This is a genomic window from Thermaerobacillus caldiproteolyticus, assembly GCF_015326725.1.
GTDB classification, from domain to species: Bacteria; Bacillota; Bacilli; order Bacillales; family Anoxybacillaceae; genus Thermaerobacillus; species Thermaerobacillus caldiproteolyticus.
This window is the reverse complement of sequence record NZ_CP064060.1, coordinates 2,307,042-2,325,755: the sequence shown is the minus strand read 5'-3', so window position 1 is coordinate 2,325,755 and position 18,714 is coordinate 2,307,042. Positions and strand designations below refer to the sequence as shown.

Sequence of the window (18,714 nt, the reverse complement as noted above, 5' to 3'; positions counted from 1 at the left end):
AAGACGCTGTTGTCTTGTGCTTTTTCATTTGTAAAGGTGAGGAACATGGTAAAACATTTTCTGGGAAATAATCGATTTGTGTCATATTTTAGTTTGTTCATCTTATTTATCGTATTTTATGTTGAGATTCGTTATGCAAGCTCTTATGCTGCCACATGGGATCAAGTTGATTTCGTACTTGCGTTAGACCGCTATGATTTATTGGCAATGCAACCGCATTTTCCGGGGTATCCGTATTTCATTCTTGGCGGTATGTTTGTTCACGCGTTCATTGATAATCCTGCGAAAGCCTTATCTGTGTTTAATGTGCTTGCCTTGTTATCAGCAACGATCCCAATGTTTTTCCTTCTTAAAAAGAATCACTCAACCAAAATAACATTGCTCATCATTGCGCTCATTCAATCGGCAAGTTATGTGATGGTCATTGCTGACGAGCCAATGTCAGAAGGAGCAGCATTAGCGGTTTTATGGTGGTATTGGTGGGCGATAGAGAGAGCAAGAGAGAATACCGCGTGGTGGACGCAACTTCTTCCCTTAGGCTTTTTTAGCCTATTAATGGGAATTCGCCTTTCATACGCTCCTTTTGGAGTTGCCATCGCATTTTTATGGTATGAAGATTGGAAACGGAATCGAAACGTGAGGAGAATTCTTTTCTTTTTGCTTGCCTTTTTTCTCTTTCAACTTATTTGGGTGACGGCGGTTGCTGCCACGGAAGGAAGCTTCAAATCCTTTTTGAAGCTTGCTTTTTCGTTTACGAATGGTCATTTTCATGAATGGGGCGGTGCAGCTACGAGCGATGAGCAATCATTTTTTCAGAGAATCATCCAATTTATATTTTATAATATCATTTGGATAGGTGTAGCGAGTAAAACAGTGTTGTTGCTTTTGTTATATATCGTTATGCTGATATGTGCTCGCCAATCCCGCTCATTTATGTTTTCACGCTGGCTTGTTTTTTCCGGCTTCGCTTATTTTCTTTGGGCATTATTAGCCCAAAACATTGACAAGCCCCGCCACATTGTTCCGCTCATTCATCTTCTTTTGTTTTACGGATGGGCGCGTTATTTTAATAAAACAGTATCTGCTAATCGGCTGGTGTTAGCGGTGATGATTTTGACCGCTCAACTCATCGTCGGAGCGTTCAATGTGCGAGAACAAGCATCGCGCTTGCCAGCAACGTATCAGTTGGCGTATGATTTACAAAACAGCAATGAACGTTTCGTGTTGTATACGTGGGAAGAAACGAGGGTGTTACAATATCTTCACGTTGATTTTCCCCATAAGCAAGTGTTACATTTTTCATTTTTTTTACAGGACAAGGAGAACTATCAACATGTTAAAATTTATATGACAGATCATGTCATAAAAGGATTTCGAGCGCAAGGAATTTCTCTTGCCGGACATTTGCGCAAAGTGAAAACGTATCATTCAAGTACACTGGCGGATCCGGTATATGGGAACATCACCTTATATGAATGGATAGATTAAAATAATGGAGTGATTATGATGCATGATCACTTAAAAGAAAAATTAGCCGTACTTCCGGAACAACCGGGCTGTTATTTAATGAAAGATAAAAATGGTACGGTCATTTATGTAGGAAAAGCAAAAGTACTAAAAAATCGGGTGCGTTCGTACTTTACGGGGACTCATGATGGAAAAACGCTGCGGCTCGTCAATGAAATTGCCGATTTTGAATATATTGTCACATCCTCCAATGTCGAAGCGCTTATTTTAGAAATGAACTTGATTAAGAAATATGACCCTAAATATAATGTCATGCTAAAGGATGACAAAAGTTATCCGTTTATAAAAATTACGGCAGAGGAGCATCCTCGCCTCATCATTACAAGAAAAGTAAAAAAAGATCACGGAAGATATTTCGGCCCATACCCGAACGTGCAAGCGGCGAATGAAACAAAAAAACTGCTTGACCGTATTTATCCGCTTCGGAAATGTTCGACGCTGCCAAACCGAGTTTGTCTGTATTATCATATGGGACAATGTTTAGCGCCGTGCGTGCATCCTGTTTCCGAACAACAAAATAAAGAGATCGTCGAACAAATCGTGCGATTTTTAAACGGCGGATATAAAGAAGTGAAAAAAGAGCTAGCGGAAAAAATGATGAAAGCGGCCGAAGCGCTTGAATTTGAACGGGCTAAAGAATATCGTGACCAAATCGCTCATATTGAAGCAACAATGGAAAAACAAACGATGACGTTGAACGATTTCGTCGACCGCGATGTATTCGGTTATGCCTATGACAAAGGGTGGATGTGCGTTCAGGTGTTTTTCATTCGTCAAGGAAAGCTAATTGAACGCGACGTTTCGATGTTTCCAATGTATCAAGACCCGGATGAAGAACTGTTAACATTTTTAGGGCAATTTTATACAAAAGCGAATCACTTCAAACCGAAAGAAGTCATCATACCTATGGATATTGACGGTGAATTAGCGGAGAAGCTGCTAGAGGTAACGGTTGTTCAGCCAAAAAAGGGAAAGAAAAAAGAACTTATTGATTTAGCATGCAAAAACGCGGCAATCGCGTTAAAAGAAAAATTTTATTTAATTGAGCGTGATGAGGAACGGACGATTAAAGCGGTTGAAAACTTAGGAAAAACGCTTGGAATTCCGACGCCGCACCGCATTGAAGCATTTGATAACTCAAATATTCACGGAGCGGATCCTGTTTCCGCGATGATCGTCTTTATTGACGGCAAGCCGGAGAAAAAAGAATATCGCAAATATAAAATTAAGACGGTCGAAGGCCCTGATGATTACGAGTCGATGCGCGAGGTCGTAAGGAGACGCTATACGCGTGTGCTAAAAGAGCAATTGCCGCTTCCCGACCTTATTATTATCGATGGGGGAAAGGGGCATTTAGCCGCTGTGCGTGACGTGCTTGAAAACGAATTAGGGCTCGATATTCCGCTTGCCGGTCTTGTGAAAGACGAAAAACATCGCACATCTGAATTGATTATGGGCGATCCACCGCAAATCGTTTCATTAGAGCGAAACAGCCAAGAATTTTATTTATTGCAGCGCATTCAAGATGAGGTCCATCGTTTTGCGATTGCGTTCCATCGCCAAATGCGGGGAAAATCGCTGTTTCAATCGGTGCTGGATGATATTCCGGGCGTCGGTGAAAAACGCAAGAAAGCGTTATTGAAACATTTTGGCTCCATCAAAAACATGAAAGAAGCAACGGTGGAAGAATTACAGAAAGCGAACATTCCACTGGCGGTAGCCAAAAAAATTTATGAGAAATTGCGAGAATAATATTGTCAACGAAATAAAAGTTTGATATGATTTCCCTAAATTGCATATTCATACACTTCCGAGCGCTGAAGTGAAGATAGAGGTGCGAACTTCAAGAGTAGGCATTCTGAGGAAAATGAGTTCCGAAGACGAATGTTGAAAGGGGAGCGTCGCCGAAGCGAAAAAAGTCTCATTGCTTTTTTCGCTGGTCCTGCGTTTAAGAAATGTAGGACTGTCAAGATGATTCATCTTGGAGAGCTATCTCACTGTGTAAAGCGAACGTATTTTTTCGTTATGCACAGCAATGAGACCTCTCATTGCTGTTTTTTATTTCTATACCGAATTATTTCAGGATAAAGGATGAGGAGAATGGCTATCATTGTTCAAAAGTTTGGTGGAACATCAGTCGGTTCAATTGAACGTATTCAAAACGTAGCGAATCGAGTAGTAGAAGAAGCAAAAAATGGGAATCAAGTTGTTGTTGTTGTGTCTGCAATGGGAAAAACGACGGATGAGCTTGCTCAGTTGGCAAAACAAATTTCCAAGCAGCCAAGCAAACGAGAAATGGATATGCTTCTTTCGACAGGAGAACAGGTGAGCATCGCACTTTTAGCGATGGCATTGCATGAAAAAGGATATAAAGCCATTTCCTTGACTGGATGGCAAGCAGGGATAACTACGGAAGCGATTCATGGCAATGCGCGCATTATCAATATTGATACAGCGCGTATTCGTCGCCATCTTGAGGAAGAGGCGATTGTCATTGTTGCAGGTTTTCAAGGGGTAACAGAAAATGGAGAAATTACGACGCTCGGACGCGGTGGTTCCGATACAACGGCGGTCGCGTTGGCAGCGGCGTTACAAGCGGAAAAATGCGACATTTATACCGATGTGACCGGCGTATTTACGACCGACCCGCGCTATGTGAAAACAGCAAGAAAACTCCAAGCGATTTCATACGACGAAATGCTTGAGTTAGCGAATTTGGGAGCCGGGGTATTGCATCCACGCGCCGTTGAATTTGCGAAAAACTATCAAGTGCCGCTAGAAGTGCGTTCGAGTATGGAAAATGAGAGAGGCACGATTGTAAAGGAGGAAGTTTCAATGGAACAACATTTAATCGTGAGAGGTATCGCATTTGAAGATCAAGTTACAAGAGTTACTGTTCAAGGGCTCGCAAGCGGATTACATACACTACCAACGATTTTTACCGCATTAGCGAACCGTGGAATTAATGTCGATATCATTATTCAAAGCGTGACAAGTGCTGAGACAACGTCTGTTTCGTTTTCAATTCGAACAGAAGATTTAAAGGAAACATTACAAGTATTACAATCGCTGGAAGGAGCGAAAGTCGAGTATGAAAGCAACTTAGCGAAAGTCTCTATCGTTGGGTCCGGCATGATTTCCAATCCGGGAGTGGCTGCGCAAATGTTTCAAATATTAGCAGAGCGCGGAATTGAGATTAAAATGGTAAGCACATCGGAAATTAAAATTTCAACGGTGGTTGAGGAAGCAAACATGGTTTCAGCAGTGGAAGCGTTACACGAAGCGTTTCAACTCGATGAAGAAAAGGTACCAATCCGTTCATAAATAAAGAGAAATGAAATAAGAAGCTTGCATGTTGCAGGCTTCTTATTTCATCACTTCGTCTTTACGGTCCCATTTCACCGTAAACACAACTTTTTTTGTTCGCTTTTTTGGTTGTTCGTATGCTTCAGCAACACAGTGTTTTTGCTGTTCGATTTGCTGAGCAAGAAAACCGGCTTCTAATTGAAACGTGCATTCTTCGTTGAGCGCCAATCGTGTCGTCACAAGCTCTCCGGTTAACTCAATTTCAAGTTCATCGTTGCGTTCATTTATAACGGTTAGCGTTCCCCATCCAGCTTTGTCAAAAAACGACATCACGTCATCGAATGTTTCTAGTGGATAGCGGCGTGCCAAGTTTTTTCCAGCCCAATATAAAATATTAGGAGTCTCTTTTCCTAACAAATCAGGAAGAAGAACTTCGCGAATCAGTTCATAACCGAACCCAGAAATATGAAGATGTTGCAACGATTCATATTGCTTTTCTAACGGTAATTGTTTCACATACTTCCCCTCTTTCTAACCAACATTATAGCTAAATGGGGAAAAACGTGCATCATATTTCTTACTTTGGGAATAGTAATTTTATAAAAAAATATTGTTGTAATTTTCGAATGATTGAACATTTTATGAACTCGTTTTCTTGACGCTTCTACATTGTGGGAGTACAATGAATGTGACGCATGATTAATGGAAATGGAAGCATTTACAGTTCTATTAATCATGAAGTTCTAGATTTCGTGGATGGGGAATGCACTATTTTCATTGTCACTATCTAAAGGGGGTTTATATATGGCAGGAAATCGCGAGTTTTTTTACCGTCGACTCCATTCACTGTTAGGGGTCATTCCAGTTGGAATTTTTTTAGTACAACATTTAGTAGTGAACCATTTTGCGACAAAAGGACCGGATGCCTTTAATCGCGCGGCGGGTTTTATGGAGAATTTGCCGTTTCGTTATTTTTTAGAAATATTTGTTATTTTTCTTCCGTTATTGTTCCATGCGATTTATGGTCTTTATATTGCTTTTACGGCAAAAAACAATGTCAGTCGCTATGGTTATTTCCGCAACTGGATGTTTATGCTGCAACGACTAACAGGGATTATTACTCTTATTTTTGTCACGTGGCACGTATGGGAGACGCGTGTACAAGCTGCGTTTGGAGCAGAAGTCAATTATGAAATGATGGCGAATATTGTTGATAATCCATTCATGCTTGCTTTTTATATCGTAGGGATTATTTCGACAGTATTCCACTTCGCAAACGGTTTATGGTCTTTCTGTGTAAGCTGGGGATTGACAGTGAGTCCTCGCTCACAACAAGTATTTACATATGTGACAATGGTGATTTTTGTTGCGCTTTCCATCGTTGGCATTCGTGCCATTTTAGCATTCGCTTAATCCACAACTAGCAATCTTTTAGGGAGTGAGTCACGATGAAAAAAGGAAAAATCATAGTAGTTGGTGGCGGTTTAGCCGGACTAATGGCAACCATTAAAATCGCGGAAGCGGGTGTGCCAGTTGAGCTGTTTTCGCTTGTGCCAGTAAAGCGATCTCACTCTGTTTGCGCTCAAGGTGGGATTAACGGTGCAGTTAATACAAAAGGCGAAGGGGACTCTCCATGGGAGCACTTCGATGACACTGTATACGGCGGTGACTTTTTAGCGAATCAGCCACCGGTGAAGGCAATGTGTGAAGCGGCTCCAAGCATTATTTACATGTTGGATCGCATGGGAGTCATGTTTAACCGTACGCCTGAAGGATTATTGGATTTCCGACGCTTCGGTGGAACGCAGCATCACCGTACTGCATATGCGGGAGCAACGACAGGGCAACAGCTGCTTTATGCGCTCGATGAGCAAGTGCGCCGCCACGAAGTAGCCGGACTTGTCACTAAATACGAGGGATGGGAATTTTTATCTGCTGTATTAGATGATGAACAAATTTGTCGCGGAATCGTCGCACAAAACTTAACGACAATGGAAATTAAAGCGTTTCCTGCAGATGCGGTCATTATGGCCACAGGCGGACCTGGAATCATTTTCGGAAAATCGACAAACTCAATTATTAATACAGGCTCAGCAGCTTCGATTGTTTATCAACAAGGCGCTTACTATGCGAATGGTGAATTTATCCAAATCCACCCAACTGCCATTCCGGGGGATGATAAATTACGCCTCATGAGCGAATCGGCTCGCGGTGAAGGTGGACGAGTATGGACATATAAAGATGGTAAACCGTGGTATTTCTTGGAAGAGAAATACCCAGCTTATGGAAATTTAGTGCCTCGCGATATTGCTACAAGGGAAATCTTCCATGTGTGCGTAGATTTAAAGCTTGGCATTAATGGAGAAAACATGGTGTATTTGGATCTTTCCCATAAAGATCCAAAAGAATTGGACGTGAAGCTTGGTGGAATTATCGAGATTTATGAGAAATTCATGGGCGAAGACCCACGAAAAGTCCCGATGAAAATTTTCCCTGCTGTTCACTACTCAATGGGAGGCTTATGGGTCGACTACGATCAAATGACCAATATTAAAGGCTTGTTTGCTGCCGGAGAATGTGATTACTCGATGCACGGAGCGAACCGTTTAGGTGCAAACTCATTGTTGTCTGCGATTTACGGCGGTATGGTCGCGGGTCCAAAAGCGGTAGAATACATTCGTGGATTAGAAAAGTCGTCCGATGCGATGCCATCTTCATTATACGACCGCTATTTGAAACAAGAGGAAGAAAAATGGGACAATATTATGTCAATGGATGGAACAGAAAATGCCTACGTTCTTCATAAAGAACTTGGCGAGTGGATGACTGATAACGTCACCATTGTTCGCTATAATGACAAGCTTTTGAAAACAGACGAAAAAATTCAAGAGTTGCTGGAGCGTTATAAAAATATTAACATTAACGACACTGCAAAATGGAGCAACCAAGGGGCATCTTTCACTCGTCAGTTATACAACATGCTGCAATTGGCACGTGTCATTACGTTAGGGGCTTACAACCGCAATGAGAGCCGTGGTGCTCACTATAAACCAGAATTTCCAGAGCGCAATGACGAAGAGTGGCTCAAAACAACGATGGCTCGTTTTACACCAGATGGGCCGGCATTCCATTACGAGGATGTAGATACGTCGTTAATTAAGCCACGCAAACGCGACTATACGAAAAAGAAAGAGGAAGTGAAATAATCATGAGCGAGAAAAAAACGATTCGCCTCATTATCACTCGACAAGATCGTCCTGATTCTGCGCCATACGAAGAGGAATTCGAAATTCCGTATCGTCCGAACATGAACATCATTTCTGCGCTTATGGAAATTCGTCGCAATCCGGTAAATGCTAAAGGAGAAAAAACGACCCCGGTTACTTGGGACATGAACTGCCTAGAAGAAGTCTGCGGAGCTTGTTCGATGGTCATTAACGGGAAACCACGCCAATCCTGTACAGCCCTTATCGATAAATTAGAACAGCCGATTCGTCTAGAGCCAATGCGGACATTTCCGGTAATTCGCGACCTTCAAGTGGACCGCAGCCGTATGTTTGATTCATTGAAGAAAGTGAAAGCATGGATTCCGATTGACGGAACGTACGATTTAGGTCCTGGTCCACGCATGCCGGAACGGAAACGACAATGGGCGTATGAACTCTCTAAATGTATGACATGCGGAGTTTGTTTGGAAGCATGCCCGAATGTCAACAGCAAATCGAACTTTATCGGTCCAGCACCGCTTTCTCAGGTACGGTTGTTCAATGCTCATCCAACAGGAGCGATGCATAAGGCGGAACGGTTACAAGCCATTATGGGAGATGGTGGTCTTGCGAACTGCGGTAATTCGCAAAACTGCGTCCAATCTTGTCCAAAAGGCATTCCATTAACGACATCAATTGCCGCATTAAACCGTGAAGCAACGATCCAAATGTTCCGCAACTTTTTCGGAAGCGACGAGGTATAACTACTGATCCTCTTCATGGGCTCCCATGAAGAGGATTTTTGTTAGGGGGAATTCAATGAAGAACATTGATTATATTGGTAACATGGAAGAATGGCAGCAATCCTTTACCTTTTTTCATCGTATCAAAGTGCGCTTTTGCGAAACAGATATGTTTGGTCATTTAAACAATACAGTCCCATTTATTTATTTTGAAGAGGTGCGAACTGAATTTTTAAAACGTATCGGTTTTATGGGGCAATGGACAAGTGCACAATCGGAAGAAATTCCAGTAGTCGCTGATCTAAAGTGCGACTTTTTACAGCAAGTCTTTTTTAATGATGAGCTTTACGTATACGTGAAAGTGCACCAAATCGGTCGTTCATCGGTCGATTTTCATTATATGGCGAAAAGAGACAACAAAGAGATTGTGTTTGTCGGTCGAGGAGCGCTTGTGCAAATTAACAAAAGAACGGGAAGAAGTGTTCCATGGAATGAAGAGATGAGACAACGATTACAGCAGTCACAAGTCGTTTCGTTTTTTTAGATAAAGTACCTATTTTTCTAGTAGATAAGCGAATTGCTGTCACCGTAACCCTCCGTTTTACATATTATATGGTGAATAATACCCATCCGGTTGTTCAGGTCTGGCTAAAGCAAGGAGGGTTACAATAATTGAAGGAGAAATCATTTCAATCAAAGCCGTTACTCACAAAAAGAGAAAGAGAAGTGTTTGAATTATTAGTTCAAGATAAAACAACGAAAGAGATTGCAAGTGAACTGTTTATTAGTGAAAAAACAGTTCGTAACCACATTTCGAACGCAATGCAAAAGCTCGGAGTGAAGGGGCGCTCACAAGCGGTCATTGAATTGCTTCGAATGGGGGAACTTGAACTATAGGAAATGCCGGCTAACCTTACTTTTAAGGTAGCCGGTTTATTATTGTTAACTGATCAAGCCGCAAAAATTTTGTTAATGAATGAAGGCATGTTTTAATTTGTCAATGATTTCATTAAAGTTAAATAGTTAGTGATCTACTTATGCAGGGGAGTAGAAGGCTGAAATGTTACGCTCCATGTATGCGCAGATAAAGGCCATCGGGTCTTTGCTTTTTGTCATATCAGAATGTATATCTTTCTTTTTTGAGAAGAACAGTTTAGCTCAGTTGCCAACGTGTCAACTGCTTGAATCAACTTCTTCGCTGACATGGGCCGAGGCATTGCAGGCGCAGTATCTGGAAAATCGCTTCGCTCTGTCGTTTGGTCTGGCTCTGCGGTCAGTTCTCTAACCTTCTCTCTAGAGAGGAGAACACTTGGAGCTTGCTCTCTTGTCATTGATTATGCAGCAAAGTGTAGTAAAATGAAGATAGTGCATGTTGCTTGCATTTTCATAAAAAAAAGTAAACAATAATAAATGCGTGCGCGGTTATAGGGGAGATCGTATGTCATCCCAATTTGGGCGAAAAGCTGCTGTTGTAGAGTTGAAAAATTGCTGCGTTTTATCGCTGCAGAGTTAAAGCAGAGAGGACGAGAGATTCTAACGCAATATCCGATTACTCCCCTCAATTTGTTGCCTTACAGTGGCTGTTAGAAGAAGGGGACTTGACTGTCGGTGAATTATCGAACAAAATGTATTTGGCATGCAGTACAACAACTGACTTAGTGGATCGAATGGAGAAAAATGGATTAGTAGCAAGAGTCAGAGACAAACATGATCGACGGGTGGTGCGAATTCATCTTCTTGAAGAAGGTGAACGAATTATTGAAGAAGTCATTAAAAAGCGACAACATGATTTAGCACAAGTACTGGAAAGTTTTTCAGAAGAAGAGATTGTCTTTTTAGAAAAAAGCTTAAAAAAATTACATCAAGAAATGAAGAAAGAATGAGGCGATCACTTGGAAAGACCAATTGGTGTTATTGATTCAGGAGTTGGAGGACTTACTGTCGCAAAAGAAATTATGCGGCAGTTGCCAAAGGAACAAATTGTTTATCTAGGAGACACAGCACGTTGTCCATATGGTCCGCGTCCAGAAGAAGAGATTCGTCAATTTACATGGGAAATGACGAATTATTTATTACAATACGACATCAAAATGCTCGTTATCGCTTGTAATACGGCTACGGCCGTTGTGTTAGAAGAGATTCGTGAACAATTGAATATTCCTGTGTTAGGTGTGGTGCATCCGGGAGCGCGGGCAGCATTAAAAATGACGAAAAACGAGCATATCGGTGTTATTGGTACGATTGGTACAGTGAAAAGCGGTGCATACGAAAAAGCGCTCAAATCTATCAACAATCGAGTTCATGTTGAAAGTTTAGCTTGTCCGAAATTTGTTCCGCTTGTAGAGAGCGGAAATTTCGAAGGGGACGAGGCAAAAGAAATTGTTGCCGAATCGCTTGAACCTTTAAAATCAAGCGACATTGATGTTCTTATTTTAGGATGTACTCACTACCCATTATTAAGTCCATTAATTAAAGAGTACATGGGAAAAAAGGTCAAATTAATTTGTTCCGGTGATGAAACGGCCCGCGAGGTAAGCGCGATTTTGCACCATAGTCATTTGCTGCATACAGGAAAGCGATATAACGAGCATCTCTTCTTAACAACAGGGCCAAAAGAATTGTTTCAAAAAATTGCTTCAAAATGGTTTAGAAAACCAATCGAAAATGTCAAAACGATCGAACTGTAAAAAAATCCTTCAGCAATTTAGCTGAAGGATTTTTTTATTCTATTTTTCTAAAAGGCTCGTATACATAGTAGTACAAACCATAAGTAGGAGGGAAAGGCCATGTTCAATCGCCGAACGTTAAAACTTGCAGCATCTGTAATTACTTCAGCGATATTGCTTAGCGGCTGCGGATTGTTTGGAAAAGATAAGGCAGTGAAAGAGATTGACCCACCACAGGATGTCAGCTATTTAGAAGACGGAAAATCGCTGCAGCAATCAACTGGAAAACAGGGAGACCGCACAGGGGAGGTAAAAGAAGAACAAAAAGCGACCGAGACTGTCAAACGAGAGCTGTATTTAATTGATAAAAACGGCTTCGTTGTTCCACAAACACTTGAGTTACCGAAAACAGATGCCGTTGCAAAACAAGCGTTAGAATATTTGGTCGAAGGCGGACCTGTTTCTGAACTATTACCGAACGGGTTCCGAGCCGTACTGCCGGCGGATACGCGAGTACTGGGAGTCAAGCTTGAAAAAGATGGGACCATTATTGCTGATTTTTCCCCGGAGTTTGCTAATTATAAACCGGAAGATGAAAAGAAAATTTTGCAAGCCATTACATGGACATTAACGCAATTCGATAATGTTAAGAAAGTAAAAATTCGCATTAATGGTTATGACCAAACCGTCATGCCAGTGAATAAAACGCCGATTCAAGATGGCGTAAGCCGTGAAGATGGAATTAACATGGATACAAGCGGAGTTGTCGACATTACGAATACTCACCCGGTTACAGTCTATTTTTTGGCGCAACAAGGGGAACATACTTACTATGTGCCGGTTACACGGCGCGTTTCGAATAAAGAAAAAGATGATATTGTCGCTGTTGTCAATGAGTTGATTAAGGGGCCGAGTTATGGAGATGGACTTGTGAGCGATTTTCAACCGGATGTACAGTTAGTAGGAAAGCCAAAATACGAAGACGGGAAAGTTACGTTGAACTTTAACGATGCCATTTACGGAAGCAATAAGAAAAATGTCATTTCCGATCATGTTTTAAATTCACTTGTTCTTTCACTCACTGAACAAAAAGGTGTTGAAAGTGTGGCGGTTACCGTCAACGGCAAAGCGAATCTTGTGAAAGAAGACGGAAAAGCACTTTCCGAGCCGGTGACAAGACCAGAAAATGTGAATACAGGTAGTTTTTAATGCTATACTATGATATAAAAAGAGGTAGGCTATCACGCCACCTCTTTCTATTTATATTGTGCACTTCATTAAGGGGGCTTTTTCATGAGAGTCGATGGAAGAGAAAACAAACAGCTGCGGCCAGTACATATTGAAACGCATTTTATTAAACATGCAGAAGGCTCTGTGTTTATTACGGTTGGGGATACAAAGGTCATTTGTACGGCGAGCATTGATGATAAAGTGCCGCCATTTATGCGTGGTGGGGGAAAAGGATGGATTACTGCCGAATATGCGATGTTACCACGTGCCACAGAGCAACGAAATGTACGTGAATCAAGCAAAGGGAAAGTTTCTGGACGCACGATGGAAATTCAGCGTCTTATTGGTAGGGCGCTTCGTTCTGTCGTAGATTTAGAAAAACTTGGAGAGAAGACGATCTGGATTGATTGTGATGTTATTCAAGCGGATGGTGGTACGCGTACAGCGTCGATTACGGGAGCATTTGTTGCGATGGTACTAGCGTTTGCAAAATTGGTAGAAGAAAAACGATTGGCGGAGATTCCTGTTACCGATTTTCTTGCTGCTACATCAGTGGGAATCGATCCGCAACACGGTGTCATTCTTGATTTAAATTATGCTGAAGATTCGCAAGCAGAAGTAGATATGAACGTCGTCATGACGGGGGCAGGCCATTTTGTTGAAATTCAAGGAACAGGAGAAGAAGCAACGTTTTCACGCGAGCAATTAAACGAGCTATTAGAGACAGCAGAACTAGGAATTCGACAACTTATCGATATTCAAAAGGAAATATTGGGATCATTAGCAGAACAAATTGGTGCCAAAATGAGCACAGAGGAGAGAGTGAAAGAAGCATGAAAGAAGTCATTATTGCGACGAAAAATGCGGGAAAAGCAAAGGAATTTCAAACATTACTTGCGAAAAAAGGAGTTGAGGTAAAATCTTTATTAGATTTTCCTCATTGTCCGGATGTGGAAGAAACGGGACATACATTCGCCGAAAACGCGATATTAAAAGCGGAAACGATGGCAGAGTATTTTCATACAATGGTCATTGCGGATGATTCTGGATTATCGATTGATGCGCTTGGCGGAAGACCTGGGGTGTATTCGGCACGCTATGCTGGCGAGGAAAAAGATGATCAAGCCAACATTGCCAAAGTATTAGAGGAGCTCAAAGAAGTTCCGTTGGAAAAGAGAACGGCTCGCTTCCATTGTGCGCTAGCTGTAGCCATGCCTCACCGTCGCACTGTCGTAGTTGAGGGAACGTGTGAAGGATATATTACAGAAGAGCCAAGAGGAGAAAATGGATTTGGATACGATCCAATTTTTTATGTTCCGCAAAAAGGAAAAACGATGGCGGAATTGACAAAGGAAGAAAAGAACGAAATTAGCCATCGCGCCAATGCTCTAGCTAAACTAGAAAAGCAGTGGAATGAAATTATCAATAACGGGGAGTAAAGAGAAATGAAAGTGCTCATTGCAAGCGATAGCCATGGATTGACCAAAGAGTTAATCGAAATCAAACAACGATATCATAACGAAGTAGACGCATTGATTCATTGTGGTGATTCCGAACTACCAGCAGATTGCGCAGAATTGGAAAGTTTTTTGTATGTTCGAGGTAATTGTGATTTTACCACCGAATTTCCAAAAGAACGCATAGAAGAGATTCAAGGAGTTCGCTTTTTTATTACGCATGGTCATCTTTATAATGTAAAAATGACGCTTATGAACCTATATTATCGTGCTCAAGAAACGGGAGCAAAAGTTGTTTGTTTTGGGCATTCCCATATTGCAGGGGCAGAGATGATTCATGATATTCTCTTCATTAACCCTGGGAGCATTGCCCTGCCGCGGATGAGAAAAGAAAAAACATATGCTTTGTTGCAAATGGACAACGGACAGGCAACGGTGCAATTTTACGACATCAATGGACAAGAAGTATCATCCTTAACAAAATCATTCACATTTTGAGCGAGAAATGACCTCTCGCTCCTTTTTATATCTTGACTTTATAGAGATGCTCCCCTATAATAAAAAATGTCTTTGGAACGTCGTAGTAACTCATCTGGATAAAGCACGATCGAATCCCCTCCCTGAGAGATAGCTACATCGTACCGCTTAAACTGCTTCTTGAATCATCTTTCTGAGAGGAAGCGGGACGAAATGCGGTGAGACTACTTCGTACATTGAATATCATGTCCCAGTAGCTCAGCTGGATAGAGCAGCGGCCTTCTAAGCCGTCGGTCGGGAGTTCGAATCTCTCCTGGGACGCTTAAAGCCTTTCTTTCCTTACTTAGGAAAGAAAGGCTTTTTATTAGATCTTTTAATGTTGCTTCCCCTTTTCATAAAAAATTTTCTCGCTAGCTCATCCCTTGATTTCATCGTAATGTAAGCGTATACAAATAGTCTAACGAATCTAAATATTCAAAAAATAGTATTGACTCTCCTTTGTTTTGGGATTATTATAATTTTCAAATAAATCAAAAGAATAAAAACAGTACACCCACAAAGAGGGCTCACTTAGCAAGGGAAGAGGGGAAAAACGTTGAGTGAACAATGGATTTTTTTAAACGGTGAATTTGTCACAAAAGAAAACGCCAAAATTTCTGTATATGATCATGGTTTTTTGTATGGAGATGGAGTGTTCGAAGGAATTCGTGTCTATAGCGGCAATGTTTTTCGTCTGCAAGAACATATTGACCGCCTTTATAATTCCGCTAAATCAATTTTATTAACAATTCCTTACTCAAAAGAAGAGATGACGGACATCATTGTTCAAGCTGTTCAAAAAAATCAGTTTCAAGACGCATATATTCGCGTTGTTATCTCAAGAGGTATCGGTGATTTAGGACTTGATCCGTACAAATGTCAGAAACCTCAAGTTGTTGTCATTGTCGAGCCATTGGCAATCTTCCCAAAACATTTATATGAAACAGGGATTGAAGTGGTGACAGTACCAACAAGAAGAAACCGTTCAGACGTTCTCAGTCCAAAAGTCAAATCGCTGAACTATTTAAATAACATCCTTGTAAGAATTGAGGCACATTTGGCAAATGTGAGCGAGGCGTTAATGTTAAATGATCAAGGATATGTGGCAGAAGGATCGGGTGACAATGTGTTTATCGTCAAGAATGGTGTTCTTTATACGCCGCCTGGATACGTTGGGGCTCTTGAAGGAATTACACGTGATGCGATTATAGATATTGCCCGTGAGCTTGGCTATGTTGTTAAAGAAGAGCCGTTTACTCGCCATGATGTGTATACGGCGGACGAAGTCTTTCTAACAGGAACAGCAGCTGAAGTGATTGCGGTTGTGAAAGTTGACGGTCGCGTCATTGGCGATGGAGTACCCGGACAGCATACGAAGCGATTGCTTGAAGCGTTCAGACAGCGCGTCGTTTCTGAAGGAGTTAAAGTATATCAACCGAATGCAAACGTTGGATAATGCACCATGACAAATATAGAAGGAAAAAGCGTTGAAGAGGATAAGTAGTCAGCGGCAAGGGTATCTACAGAGAGCCGGGGGAGCTGAAAACCGGTGATGCCTCCGTTTGATGAACTCACCTCCGAGTGCCAACTTGAACGTAACAAAACTAGTAGAGTTGGCCGGGTGAAACACACTTCACTCGTTATTAAAAAGAGCGGCCGCTTGTTCAGCGGACGCTCATGAGGTGGTCATACGGCCACGAAGAAGGGTGGTACCGCGGAAAGGAAACCTTTTCGCCCCTTTGACCTGACAAGGTCATGATGGGGCGAAAAGGTTTTTTTAATGGTTTTTAGAAAATGGGGAGGAAGGATGAAGCATGGCAAATATGAAAGTAGAGGAAAAACGGGCGCAAAAGACAAAAATGAGCGGAGCATTAATGCTGATTGAGGCATTAAAGGCCGAAAACGTGGAAGTGATTTTTGGGTATCCCGGCGGGGCAGTATTACCGATTTATGACAAACTGTATAGTTCTGGGGTATTTCATGTATTAACGCGTCATGAGCAAGGAGCGATTCATGCTGCGGAAGGATATGCGCGTATCTCTGGAAAACCGGGAGTGGTTATTGCCACATCGGGTCCCGGAGCCACAAACATTGTGACAGGATTAACGGATGCGATGATTGATTCGTTACCACTTGTCGTTTTTACCGGGCAAGTTGCTTCCAATGTCATCGGCTCCGATGCCTTTCAAGAAGCGGATGTCGTTGGCATTACGATGCCGATTACGAAACACAACTATCAAGTCCGTGATATTCAAGAGTTGCCAAAAATCATTAAAGAAGCGTTTCATATTGCCACAACTGGCAGGCCAGGTCCTGTGTTAATCGATATTCCAAAAGACATGACAACGATGGAAGGGGAATTTGATTACGAGCAAGAGATTCATTTGCCGGGATATCAGCCGACGATTCATCCGAATCACTTGCAAATTCGCAAGTTAGTCGAAGCGGTTAGCCAAGCGAAAAAGCCAGTCATTTTAGCAGGAGCAGGTGTTCTGCATGCCAACGCTTCGAAAGAGTTGCAACAGTACGCAGAACAACAGCATATTCCAGTCATTCATACGTTGTTAGGATTAGGAGGATTTCCGGCTGACCATCCATTGTTTCTGGGAATGGCAGGCATGCACGGCACATATACCGCGAATATGGCTCTATACGAATGTGATTTGCTCATTAATATCGGCGCACGCTTTGATGATCGCGTGACTGGAAACTTAAAATATTTTGCTCCAAACGCGACTGTCGCCCATATTGACATCGACCCAGCAGAAATTGGCAAAAACGTTCCGACGAAAATTCCGATTGTCAGCGATGCGAAAGAAGCGTTAAAAGAATTGATTCATCAAGAAGGAAAACCGGCGGATACAACGGCTTGGCTCGCTCAGCTAAATGAATGGAAAAAACAATTTCCGCTTTATTACAAAAATGATGTGCAAACAATCAAACCACAAAAGTTGATCGAAATGATTTACGAATTTACGAATGGGGAAGCGATTATTACAACCGATGTTGGACAACATCAAATGTGGGCGGCGCAATATTATAAGTTCAATAAGCCGCATCGCTGGGTGACTTCCGGTGGACTTGGAACAATGGGATTCGGTCTTCCGGCAGCGATCGGCGCTCAATTAGCAGACAAAAACGCTACGGTCATTTCGATTGTCGGTGACGGCGGATTTCAAATGACGTTACAAGAGTTGTCCGTCATTCGGGAATTGAACTTACCGATTAAAGTGATCATCGTTAATAATCAGTCGCTCGGCATGGTTCGTCAATGGCAGGAAATCTTTTATGAAAAACGGTATTCTCACTCACTCATTCCAAACCAGCCGGATTTTGTCAAGCTGGCAGAGGCTTACAACATGAAAGGATTTCGTGCAAAAACAGAAGCAGAGGCCTGTGAAATATTAAAACAAGCATTTTCGCTTGATGAACCTGTACTGTTAGATTTTCACGTCACAGCTGATGAAAATGTGTACCCGATGGTCGCACCAGGAAAAGGATTGCATGAAATGGTGGGGGTGAAACCATGCGACGAATCATTACAATGACGGTGAATAATCGTCCCGGCGTACTGAATCGCATTACTGGACTATTTACAAAACGCCATTACAACATTGAAAGTATTACCGTTGGGCATACAGAAACAGAAGGGGTTTCACGGATGACATTTGTCGTGAATGTAGAAGATGAGCGTACAGCAGAGCAAATTACCAAACAATTAAACAAGCAGATTGATGTGCTGAAAGTGAATGATATTACCGATCAAGCGATTGTGGCTAGGGAATTGGCGCTCATTAAAGTTTCTGTCACGCCGGCCTTGCGCCAAGAAATTTATACGCTCATTGAACCGTTCCGCGCCTCAATTGTCGATGTGAGCCGAGACAGTCTTGTTGTTCAAGTTACAGGCGAACCGGAAAAAGTAGAAGCTCTCATTGATTTATTAAAACCTTATGGAATTAAAGAAGTAGCACGAACAGGAACAACCGCGTTTACACGCGGCTCACAAAAAACAGCCGCATCCTATAAAACAGCTTTCATCATTTAAATTTAACAAATAAAAGGA

The 18,714-nt window shown here is 41.9% G+C and carries 17 protein-coding genes, 1 tRNA gene, 1 pseudogene, 1 riboswitch and 1 other annotated feature; of the genes and pseudogenes, 18 read left to right on the top strand and 1 reads right to left on the bottom strand.

Annotation, left to right across the window (positions count from 1 at the left end):
• The first annotated feature begins 45 nt into the window (after positions 1 to 45).
• The 3 genes from ISX45_RS11635 to ISX45_RS11625 all read left to right on the top strand — a co-directional run bounded on the left by ISX45_RS11635 (position 46) and on the right by ISX45_RS11625 (position 4,851).
• Positions 46 to 1,488 (top strand): nucleoporin-interacting protein, encoded by a 1,443-nt coding sequence (locus ISX45_RS11635; protein WP_194519036.1) that lies wholly within the window; start codon positions 46 to 48, stop codon positions 1,486 to 1,488.
• A gap of 18 nt (positions 1,489 to 1,506) precedes the next feature.
• The gene (gene uvrC, locus ISX45_RS11630; protein WP_194520690.1) at positions 1,507 to 3,279 is read left to right on the top strand and encodes an excinuclease ABC subunit UvrC; all 1,773 of its coding nucleotides are present in this window, start codon (positions 1,507 to 1,509) and stop codon (positions 3,277 to 3,279) included.
• Between the two features lie 69 nt (positions 3,280 to 3,348).
• A riboswitch (Lysine riboswitch) is annotated at positions 3,349 to 3,527 on the top strand.
• 100 nt (positions 3,528 to 3,627) lie between these two features.
• Positions 3,628 to 4,851, top strand: coding sequence for an aspartate kinase (locus tag ISX45_RS11625; protein ID WP_181554629.1), 1,224 nt, complete (start codon positions 3,628 to 3,630; stop codon positions 4,849 to 4,851).
• Positions 4,852 to 4,893: 42 nt separating this feature from the next.
• On the opposite strand, the gene ISX45_RS11620 is transcribed toward ISX45_RS11625, so the two are convergent.
• Positions 4,894 to 5,349, bottom strand: coding sequence for a YslB family protein (locus tag ISX45_RS11620; protein ID WP_194519035.1), 456 nt, complete (start codon positions 5,347 to 5,349; stop codon positions 4,894 to 4,896).
• A 288-nt stretch (positions 5,350 to 5,637) separates the two neighbouring features.
• Here ISX45_RS11620 and ISX45_RS11615 point away from each other — a divergent pair, with 288 nt between their 5' ends.
• The 15 genes and pseudogenes from ISX45_RS11615 to ilvN all read left to right on the top strand — a co-directional run bounded on the left by ISX45_RS11615 (position 5,638) and on the right by ilvN (position 18,696).
• Entirely contained in the window at positions 5,638 to 6,246 is a 609-nt protein-coding gene (locus ISX45_RS11615) for a succinate dehydrogenase cytochrome b558 subunit (RefSeq protein ID WP_181554627.1), read from the top strand.
• 35 nt (positions 6,247 to 6,281) lie between these two features.
• Positions 6,282 to 8,039, top strand: a complete 1,758-nt coding sequence (gene sdhA / locus ISX45_RS11610) for a succinate dehydrogenase flavoprotein subunit (protein WP_181554626.1) — start codon at positions 6,282 to 6,284, stop codon at positions 8,037 to 8,039.
• A 2-nt stretch (positions 8,040 to 8,041) separates the two neighbouring features.
• Complete coding sequence (sdhB, locus tag ISX45_RS11605) at positions 8,042 to 8,803, top strand: succinate dehydrogenase iron-sulfur subunit (protein WP_194519034.1); 762 nt, start codon at positions 8,042 to 8,044, stop codon at positions 8,801 to 8,803.
• Positions 8,804 to 8,858: 55 nt separating this feature from the next.
• A complete protein-coding gene (locus tag ISX45_RS11600; RefSeq protein ID WP_181554624.1) occupies positions 8,859 to 9,326 on the top strand; it encodes an acyl-CoA thioesterase in 468 nt (155 codons plus the stop codon).
• Between the two features lie 128 nt (positions 9,327 to 9,454).
• Positions 9,455 to 9,679 carry a spore germination transcription factor GerE gene (gene gerE / locus ISX45_RS11595; protein WP_181554623.1) on the top strand — a complete coding sequence of 75 codons (225 nt, stop codon included), beginning with the start codon at positions 9,455 to 9,457 and terminating at the stop codon, positions 9,677 to 9,679.
• 546 nt (positions 9,680 to 10,225) lie between these two features.
• Positions 10,226 to 10,665 (top strand): annotated as a pseudogene (locus ISX45_RS11590) (MarR family winged helix-turn-helix transcriptional regulator).
• Between the two features lie 9 nt (positions 10,666 to 10,674).
• The gene (racE, locus tag ISX45_RS11585; protein WP_194519033.1) at positions 10,675 to 11,469 is read left to right on the top strand and encodes a glutamate racemase; all 795 of its coding nucleotides are present in this window, start codon (positions 10,675 to 10,677) and stop codon (positions 11,467 to 11,469) included.
• Between the two features lie 99 nt (positions 11,470 to 11,568).
• Positions 11,569 to 12,657, top strand: a complete 1,089-nt coding sequence (locus ISX45_RS11580) for a GerMN domain-containing protein (protein ID WP_194519032.1) — start codon at positions 11,569 to 11,571, stop codon at positions 12,655 to 12,657.
• An 84-nt stretch (positions 12,658 to 12,741) separates the two neighbouring features.
• Complete coding sequence (gene rph / locus ISX45_RS11575; RefSeq protein ID WP_194519031.1) at positions 12,742 to 13,515, top strand: ribonuclease PH; 774 nt, start codon at positions 12,742 to 12,744, stop codon at positions 13,513 to 13,515.
• A complete protein-coding gene (locus ISX45_RS11570) occupies positions 13,512 to 14,117 on the top strand; it encodes an XTP/dITP diphosphatase (RefSeq protein ID WP_194519030.1) in 606 nt (201 codons plus the stop codon). Before rph ends, ISX45_RS11570 begins: the two co-directional genes overlap by 4 nt.
• A 6-nt stretch (positions 14,118 to 14,123) precedes the next feature.
• On the top strand, positions 14,124 to 14,633 hold the full coding sequence (locus tag ISX45_RS11565) for a metallophosphoesterase family protein (RefSeq protein WP_181554618.1): 510 nt from the start codon (positions 14,124 to 14,126) through the stop codon (positions 14,631 to 14,633).
• Positions 14,634 to 14,859: 226 nt separating this feature from the next.
• Positions 14,860 to 14,933 (top strand) — tRNA-Arg (locus ISX45_RS11560).
• A 274-nt stretch (positions 14,934 to 15,207) separates the two neighbouring features.
• The gene (gene ilvE, locus ISX45_RS11555; RefSeq protein ID WP_194519029.1) at positions 15,208 to 16,107 is read left to right on the top strand and encodes a branched-chain-amino-acid transaminase; all 900 of its coding nucleotides are present in this window, start codon (positions 15,208 to 15,210) and stop codon (positions 16,105 to 16,107) included.
• 22 nt (positions 16,108 to 16,129) lie between these two features.
• Positions 16,130 to 16,393, top strand: a binding site (T-box leader).
• Positions 16,394 to 16,465: 72 nt separating this feature from the next.
• The gene (gene ilvB / locus ISX45_RS11550; RefSeq protein ID WP_181554616.1) at positions 16,466 to 18,199 is read left to right on the top strand and encodes an acetolactate synthase large subunit; all 1,734 of its coding nucleotides are present in this window, start codon (positions 16,466 to 16,468) and stop codon (positions 18,197 to 18,199) included.
• Positions 18,178 to 18,696, top strand: a complete 519-nt coding sequence (ilvN, locus tag ISX45_RS11545) for an acetolactate synthase small subunit (protein ID WP_181554615.1) — start codon at positions 18,178 to 18,180, stop codon at positions 18,694 to 18,696. Before ilvB ends, ilvN begins: the two co-directional genes overlap by 22 nt.
• Positions 18,697 to 18,714 lie beyond the last annotated feature (18 nt).

Excerpts from the sequence above, each read along its gene's own strand:
- ISX45_RS11580 (WP_194519032.1), top strand. The coding sequence starts at position 11,569 with ATGTTCAATCGCCGAACGTTAAAACTTGCAGCATCTGTAATTACTTCA.
- ISX45_RS11635 (WP_194519036.1), top strand. The coding sequence starts at position 46 with ATGGTAAAACATTTTCTGGGAAATAATCGATTTGTGTCATATTTTAGT.
- uvrC (WP_194520690.1), top strand. The coding sequence starts at position 1,507 with ATGCATGATCACTTAAAAGAAAAATTAGCCGTACTTCCGGAACAACCG.
- ISX45_RS11615 (WP_181554627.1), top strand. The coding sequence starts at position 5,638 with ATGGCAGGAAATCGCGAGTTTTTTTACCGTCGACTCCATTCACTGTTA.
- sdhA (WP_181554626.1), top strand. The coding sequence starts at position 6,282 with ATGAAAAAAGGAAAAATCATAGTAGTTGGTGGCGGTTTAGCCGGACTA.
- sdhB (WP_194519034.1), top strand. The coding sequence starts at position 8,042 with ATGAGCGAGAAAAAAACGATTCGCCTCATTATCACTCGACAAGATCGT.
- ilvB (WP_181554616.1), top strand. The coding sequence starts at position 16,466 with ATGGCAAATATGAAAGTAGAGGAAAAACGGGCGCAAAAGACAAAAATG.
- rph (WP_194519031.1), top strand. The coding sequence starts at position 12,742 with ATGAGAGTCGATGGAAGAGAAAACAAACAGCTGCGGCCAGTACATATT.
- ISX45_RS11600 (WP_181554624.1), top strand. The coding sequence starts at position 8,859 with ATGAAGAACATTGATTATATTGGTAACATGGAAGAATGGCAGCAATCC.
- ilvN (WP_181554615.1), top strand. The coding sequence starts at position 18,178 with ATGCGACGAATCATTACAATGACGGTGAATAATCGTCCCGGCGTACTG.
- ISX45_RS11570 (WP_194519030.1), top strand. The coding sequence starts at position 13,512 with ATGAAAGAAGTCATTATTGCGACGAAAAATGCGGGAAAAGCAAAGGAA.
- ISX45_RS11565 (WP_181554618.1), top strand. The coding sequence starts at position 14,124 with ATGAAAGTGCTCATTGCAAGCGATAGCCATGGATTGACCAAAGAGTTA.
- ISX45_RS11625 (WP_181554629.1), top strand. The coding sequence starts at position 3,628 with ATGGCTATCATTGTTCAAAAGTTTGGTGGAACATCAGTCGGTTCAATT.